The 6,344-nt window shown below is 62.2% G+C and carries 7 protein-coding genes; 2 read left to right on the top strand and 5 right to left on the bottom strand.

Annotation, left to right across the window (positions count from 1 at the left end):
* The 3 genes from WBB85_RS11245 to WBB85_RS11235 form a co-directional block, all read right to left on the bottom strand.
* A partial coding sequence (locus WBB85_RS11245) for a flagellin (RefSeq protein ID WP_432638705.1) occupies nt 1-1,121 on the bottom strand: 1,121 nt, incomplete at its 3' end.
* A 210-nt stretch (nt 1,122-1,331) separates the two neighbouring features.
* A complete protein-coding gene (locus WBB85_RS11240; protein WP_432638704.1) occupies nt 1,332-1,688 on the bottom strand; it encodes a hypothetical protein in 357 nt (118 codons plus the stop codon).
* The gene (locus WBB85_RS11235) at nt 1,678-1,965 is read right to left on the bottom strand and encodes a rod-binding protein (RefSeq protein ID WP_432638703.1); all 288 of its coding nucleotides are present in this window, start codon (nt 1,963-1,965) and stop codon (nt 1,678-1,680) included. The genes WBB85_RS11240 and WBB85_RS11235 overlap by 11 nt, the downstream gene beginning before the upstream one ends.
* Nucleotides 1,966-3,121: 1,156 nt before the next feature.
* Here WBB85_RS11235 and WBB85_RS11230 point away from each other — a divergent pair.
* Nucleotides 3,122-3,832, top strand: coding sequence for a flagellar hook-length control protein FliK (locus WBB85_RS11230; protein ID WP_432638702.1), 711 nt, complete (start codon nt 3,122-3,124; stop codon nt 3,830-3,832).
* Nucleotides 3,833-3,845: 13 nt separating this feature from the next.
* Nucleotides 3,846-4,520 carry a flagellar hook capping FlgD N-terminal domain-containing protein gene (locus WBB85_RS11225; RefSeq protein WP_432638701.1) on the top strand — a complete coding sequence of 225 codons (675 nt, stop codon included), beginning with the start codon at nt 3,846-3,848 and terminating at the stop codon, nt 4,518-4,520.
* Nucleotides 4,521-4,526: 6 nt separating this feature from the next.
* Here WBB85_RS11225 and ubiB read toward each other — a convergent pair whose 3' ends face one another.
* Both ubiB and WBB85_RS11215 read right to left on the bottom strand, forming a co-directional pair.
* Nucleotides 4,527-6,056, bottom strand: coding sequence for a 2-polyprenylphenol 6-hydroxylase (ubiB, locus tag WBB85_RS11220; RefSeq protein WP_432638700.1), 1,530 nt, complete (start codon nt 6,054-6,056; stop codon nt 4,527-4,529).
* A 1-nt stretch (nt 6,057) separates the two neighbouring features.
* Nucleotides 6,058-6,344, bottom strand: a 287-nt coding sequence (locus tag WBB85_RS11215; protein WP_432638699.1) for a class I SAM-dependent methyltransferase, incomplete at its 5' end; no start/stop codon positions are given.

Raw genomic sequence — 6,344 nt, 5'->3', positions numbered from 1 at the left:
GTCGTGCTGTCCTGCTCGACCTTGGTATTGATCCCGGTAAGTCCGGCCGAATCGACCGCTGCCTTCAGCCCTTTGGCCACATCTTCCATCGTCTCGCCCTTACCGGCGATGTAGTTGTAGGACCCTGCGCCGACGGTAACTTTGTAGCCATCGCCTTCGGCAACCGCCGCTGCGGTCGAGAAGTCGACCTTTTCGGCGCGCTCGGCGATATCGCCCGTGGTCAGCGACAGACCGGTGGCCCCGTTCAGCGCGGTGATCACGGAACCCGTCGCCGTACCGGTCAGGCCGCTGACAGTCGCCGTGGTGTCGTTGAAGGCGTTGGTCGAGGTCAGCGTCAGATCAGCGCCTGATGCCGATGCGGTAACGCCGGTAAGCCCAAGCGCGTTGATCGCACCCGAGAAATAGGTCGCCGCCGAGGTTTCATCGTCACCGGTCACGCCGGTATAGCTCAGATCGACACCGGCGACAGTGATGGTCGCCGTCGCGCCATCATAGTTGGCCGCCGTACCGGCGAAGGTGACAACCGCCGTATTGCCCGCTGAGGCGACAGCTGTGGCGCTGTTAGCAACCACCGCATTGGCGGCAAGTGACGTTCCTGTGCCGTAAACACCAGCATCCGTCGTCATGTCCTGACGTGCGACAGTGATGCTGGACGCGGTCACCGCCCCGTTGCCGGTGCGGTCCAGAGAGGAGAGGATATCCATGTCGGCCGTACCCTGAAGCAGGTTCAGGCCATTGAACTGCGCAGCGCCGACAACCGATTTGATCTGGCCGGTCAGGGCGTCGATATCGGCCTGGATCTTTTCCCGGTCGACGTTCTGTTCCTGTGCGGCAACGATCTTGCCTTTGATATCGGTCAGAAGGTCGGTGACGGTTTCGGTCGCCTGACGGGCAACGGCAACGGTGGATTCGCCCAGGCCAAGGCTGTCAGAAATCCCCTTGAAGCCCTTCACGTCGGCTTCCATGACCTTCGAAATCGCCCATACCGCGGCATTGTCCTTGGCGGAGCCCACCATCTTGCCGGTGGAAATCTCGGTCTGGGCCTTCGACAGGTTGTTGTTGATACCGCGAAGCGTCTGCAACGCCACCATGGAGCTGGTATTCGTAAGAATGCTCGACATTCTTGAGTCCTTCACTGAATCGGCGCTTTGCGCCGGGTTTCACAAGCCGCGCTTGGCGGCACCGGTGGCGTTCTGACCGATGCGGCGTCCGGAATGTGTCCCGCCGCGCCATCCTTTCACGGATGCAAGGCCGACCATGGCGGCGAGGTTCTAATAGAGTGCTAAGGCAAGGCATTGATTATAAAAAATTTTGCGAAAATTCTTAGCGGATTACGCGCGCCGCTCCATGGTTCCCGGCGCAAAGGACACCGAGGCTGATTGCCCCCGGCTGTCATAGGTTCTGAGTTCGCCCGCCACGCCCGCTATTTCCCGCAATCGCACTGATGCGGACTGAATGCCTTTCAAGGCCGCACCAAGCAGGCGTTGATTCTCTTCAGCCTGCCCCTTCAACCGGTCAAGCGATGATCGCCTGTCCCCGGCCGGCAGCCGGACGAGCCTGCCGAGCTGTTCGATCATCGGCTCTGACAGCAAAGACAGGGCGAGGATATCTCCGCGGCGCACCGCATCCTTCTGCCGGGCCAGAAGGTCGGTCAGATCCCGGATCGTTGAGGTGTCATCAATCGCCATCCGCAGCCCTCTGTTTCAACGCGTTGAAGATGCTTTCGGCAAGGCCAATGCCACCGCTTCTGGTCATCTCCTCGGCCTGTTCCCGACGCAGAAATGATGCGAATTGTTCTTCGCCTATCCCACCGCCGAAACTTTCCCGCGCCTCGCCCAGCCCCGCCGATTTCAACATCTCTGCCAGAAACTGCGCCTCCATCTCTTCGGCGGCGGCCCGCAGCGCCTGATCCTTCGAGGTGGCGGGCAGAAGGGATGGTGCAGCCGTTGCTGTAATCTCGGTCATCGATCCGTCCAATTGCTGGTATTCTGCCCAAGTATTCTCCGATCGAGGTAAAGAAGCGGTAACCCTGAACTGACATGGTGGCCGGGACACAGGCAGAAGTCGTGGACCCATGGACCCTTTTCCCTTTCCTGTCCCCTCGCGGGCGGGCGCACCTTCAACCACAGGCAATCCGATGCCGAACGGTGCTGCCGCGCCAAATGGGCTGGCCGGAACCCTTGCAGCATTTCTCGCAGTTTTTTCGGGCCGAACACCTGCATTGGAGGGCTCTGCACCGACGGGCTCCGCCTTGGTCAACACGGTGCCCGAAGATCCAATTGCGGGAAACGGGGCTCCGCCCGATTTGGTCGGAACGGATATCCTTTCTGAATTGGATACGTCGGAAAGTGATGCCACGACAGATGACACCCCCACCGACCAAATCGCAACCACGCCAGTTCCCGTCGTGACGGTTCCGACTGCGCTTTCTCCCGCATCCCCGAACACAACAGACAGGTCCGAAGCACCGTCAGAGCCGGTGTCCGTTGCGCCCACATCACGCCCGCAACCAGAGCTGGCTACCCCGCCGCTACATCCGGTGACATCCATGACCGGTTCACCACAGATGGCGGACGGAGCGACCGGGAACCGGACCGAAACAGCGCCAGTAATCACCAACTCTACGCCACACGAAACCGTCCAAAGGACACAAGCGACGGCAAGGCCCAATCCAGAGGCTGAACCGATACCGGGACAGAACGCGCATCCTCGCGACCATGGCATTGCTTCGGTGCCCCTGCCGTCGTCCGAGACAGGTTCAGTGATTTCAGTAAAGGTTGCTGATCAGGCCAAAATCGACGCACCGGCATCTGGTTACCTTCCTCAATCGGGCACCTCCGCCAGCCCGCCACCGGGCTCGGAATCTGTGCCTCCACACAAGATCGAGCGCCTGCAAGACCGGGGCGTGACGGGGTCAATCGGTGCCATGGAGGCGGTTTTGCAGACTCGCCCCGCAGCCCCCCTGACGTCGGCTCCGGTTTCGGTACAGACGGCTTCACTCACCGCCACAGACCCGGCTTTGCCCGCCATACCTGTTCGCCCAGAACAAGCGACAGATGCACCGACCCGCCAAGAGGCCACGAAGCAACTTGTTGAACCTGACACAGATAGTGCACCGCCTATGCCCAAGCCGGATCGTCCGACCCCGCTCATCGGTTCGGTTCAGGCACCAGCCTCCGGCGTTTCGGCACATGCCGCCCCTGAAGACCCCGCGCCGACACCGCCGACAGCGGAGGTCGCCACCCCCCCCCCCGATGCGCCCGCGAAGCCGGTCACGCCCTCTGGCCCCGGCCCGCAGGTTGCCAATGATCCGGTGGTCCCTGCGACAGGGGACGCCGATCTGTCACCTCTGGACGAAGCGGCGGGATTCGCAACGGCGGGCGACACGGCACCAACCGCGCGCGCCGAGCACAGGGCAGCACCGGCGATGCAGACTTTGCCGCTGGGTCTGGGACAGCGTCTGGCGGAAACCGTCGCGCGGTTCCCCGACCGGCCGGTCGAAGTGACTCTATCACCTGAAGAGCTCGGACGGGTTCGGATGTCTCTGTCGACCCATGACGGCACCCTGACGATGAGTGTTCAGGCCGACCGGCCCGAAACGCTGGATCTGCTGCGCCGCAATATCGACCAGCTTGCGCAGGATTTCCGCGATCTCGGATTTCGGGATCTCAGCTTCAGCTTCGGCGACCGGCCCGCCCGGCAATCACCCCAGCCATTGCCCGACGACGCCACCAAGGAAACCGTTTCAGAGGCCCCGCAAAACCTTCAACAGGCCCAACAGACGCGACCGGTGGCCATCGGTGCGGATGGCGGGCTGGATCTGAGACTCTAGATAGGAGCCGAACATGGATGCAGTAACGGCGACAGGCCAAAGCAGCCAAAGCACGCCTCAACCCGCAAGCAACTCGGGGGCGCAAGACGCATTGATCAGCAGCGATTTTGAGACCTTCCTTCTGATGCTGACCACGCAGATTCAGAATCAAGATCCGCTGAACCCGATGGAAAGCACCGAATTCGCGCAGCAACTCGCGACCTTTTCCAGCGTCGAGCAACAGGTGAAGACGAACACACTTTTGGAAGCGATGTCTGACAAACTGGGACTCTCGGGCATCGCCCAGCTTGCCCCCTGGGTCGGGATGGAAGCGCGCGTGGATGCGCCGGTCATGTTCGACGGCGCGCCGCTGACGCTCTATCCGACGCCGGACCCCACTGCGGATCAGGCGGTGCTGGTCGTTCGCGATGCGAAAGGAAAGGAAGTGATGCGGTCGCCGACGGCCGTATCCTCGGCACCGGTCGATTGGGCCGGAATGGACGCATCCGGCACGCCTCTGCCCTCCGCAGCCTATTCCTTTACGATTGAGAGCTTCAGCGGCGGCGAACTGATCGGCACCAGCGCGGTTCAGACCTATGGCACGATCACCGAGGTCAGGAACGGGGCGTCCGGTGCCGAGATCGTGCTGGAAGGCGGGGCGGTCATCACGACGGCCGACATCGCCGCCCTGCGGGCCGCTTCCGGGTAAGAAGGGTCAGAGCCAGTAAGCCACCGCCATGGCGATGCCAGCCAGACCCGCACCGAGCCCCATGAACATAAGCGCCCGCAGTATCGAAGACTTTTCCGCTGGCTTTGCCTCTTCACTCTGGCGGATCAGCAGTGCCTCGGCCAGTTGCGGCAGGCGCGGGCCAAAGCGGCTGACGACCTGCGCGGTGCGGATCAGATCGCGGACCAGGGCCTTCGGGCCGATATTTTCGCGGATATAATGCTCCACAACCGGCTTCGCGACCTGCCAGATATTGATATTGGGGTTGAGCGAGCGGGCGACACCTTCGACCACCACCATCGTGCGTTGCAACAGGATCAGTTCAGTCCGCGTCTCCATACCGAACCGCTCGGTCACCTCGAACAGGTATGAGAGCAGCCGCGCCATAGAGATACCGGTCGCATCCACGCCAAAGATCGGCTCGCCCACAGCGCGCAGCGCGCGGGCGAAATCGTCAATATCGCGGTCGCGGGGAACATAGCCTGCCTCAAAATGCACCTCGGCCACGCGGCGATAATCCTTGCGGATGAAGCCGATCAGGATCTCGGCATAGACCCGGCGGGTATATTCGTCGATCTGGCCCATGATGCCGAAGTCATAGGCGATGATGTCGCCATTCGCCGCGACCTTCAGGTTGCCCTGATGCATGTCCGCATGAAAGTAACCGTCGCGCAAAGCATGGCTGAGGAAAAGCTGCAGCACCCGCTCGGAAAGTGCCACGCAATCATGGCCCGCCGCCTGGATCGCCTCTACATCGCCCAGCGGAATGCCCTCGGCCCATCCCAGCGTCAGAACTTCGCGCGAAGAGAGGTTCCAATAGGGTTCGGGCACCTGAAAGCCTTCATCCTTCGCGGTATTCGCCCGGAACTCGGACGCGGCGGCACTTTCCAGCCGCAAGTCCAGTTCCCCCATCACCACGCCTTCGAAATGCCTGATGACCTCGGTCGGGCGCAGACGGCGGCTGCCGGGCAGAAGCGCCTCGATCAGGCCAGCGGCGAAGTGAAAGGCGTCGATATCGCGGCGGAAGGCGCGTTCGATGCCGGGACGCAGCACCTTGACCGCCACATCCTCACCCGTGCCGGCGACGCGCGCATGGTGGACCTGCGCGATTGAGGCCGCCGCAACCGGTTCGGAAAACTCGGAAAACAGCGCATCGACCGGCGCGCCCAGTTCATGGCTTACCGTGGCCTTTGCGATATCCGTGGGAAAGGGCGGCAGCTTGTCTTGCAGCACGCGCAACTGCTGCGCCAGTTCGTCACCCACCACGTCGGGACGCGTCGAAAGCACCTGACCGAACTTGATATAGGCGGGGCCAAGTGCCGTCAGCGCCCGCGTCACCGGTGGCTGCGACAGGTCGCCCCGATAGCCGAGCCATTTGAACGGCCAACCGACGATCCGCGCCAGCGCCCGCAAGCGCGGCGGCGTGTCGAGCCCTTCCAGCGCGATCTTCATTGCGCCCGTCCGCTCAAAGGTCGCGCCGGTGCGGATCAGCCGCCAGATATTATGGGGTCCGCGCAACTCAGATCTTCCAGCCGGAATGAAGGGCGGCGACACCCATCGTCAGGTTGCGGTACTTTACCTGGGAAAACCCGGCCTGACGGATCATCGTCGCGAAAGCCTGCTGATCGGGGAACTTGCGGATCGATTCGACCAGATATTGATAACTGTCGCGGTCGCCTGCCACGATCTGCCCCATGGTCGGGATGACGTTGAAGGAATATTTGTCATAGGCCCATTGCAGGCCGGGATTGGGCAACTGGCTGAATTCCAGCACCATGAGCCGACCGCCGGGCTTCAGCACCCGAT

The organism is Albidovulum sp. (assembly GCF_049646345.1).
Taxonomy (GTDB): Bacteria; Pseudomonadota; Alphaproteobacteria; order Rhodobacterales; family Rhodobacteraceae; genus Albidovulum.
Note: the sequence above shows the minus strand (reverse complement) of the source record. Positions and strands in the feature narration are given on the sequence as shown.

What these genes read in the sequence shown, in the direction of transcription:
- WBB85_RS11225 (WP_432638701.1), top strand. Translation starts at nt 3,846, where the DNA reads ATGGATGCAGTAACGGCGACAGGCCAAAGCAGCCAAAGCACGCCTCAA.
- WBB85_RS11230 (WP_432638702.1), top strand. Translation starts at nt 3,122, where the DNA reads ATGCCCAAGCCGGATCGTCCGACCCCGCTCATCGGTTCGGTTCAGGCA.
- WBB85_RS11240 (WP_432638704.1), bottom strand. Translation starts at nt 1,688, where the DNA reads ATGGCGATTGATGACACCTCAACGATCCGGGATCTGACCGACCTTCTG.
- WBB85_RS11235 (WP_432638703.1), bottom strand. Translation starts at nt 1,965, where the DNA reads ATGACCGAGATTACAGCAACGGCTGCACCATCCCTTCTGCCCGCCACC.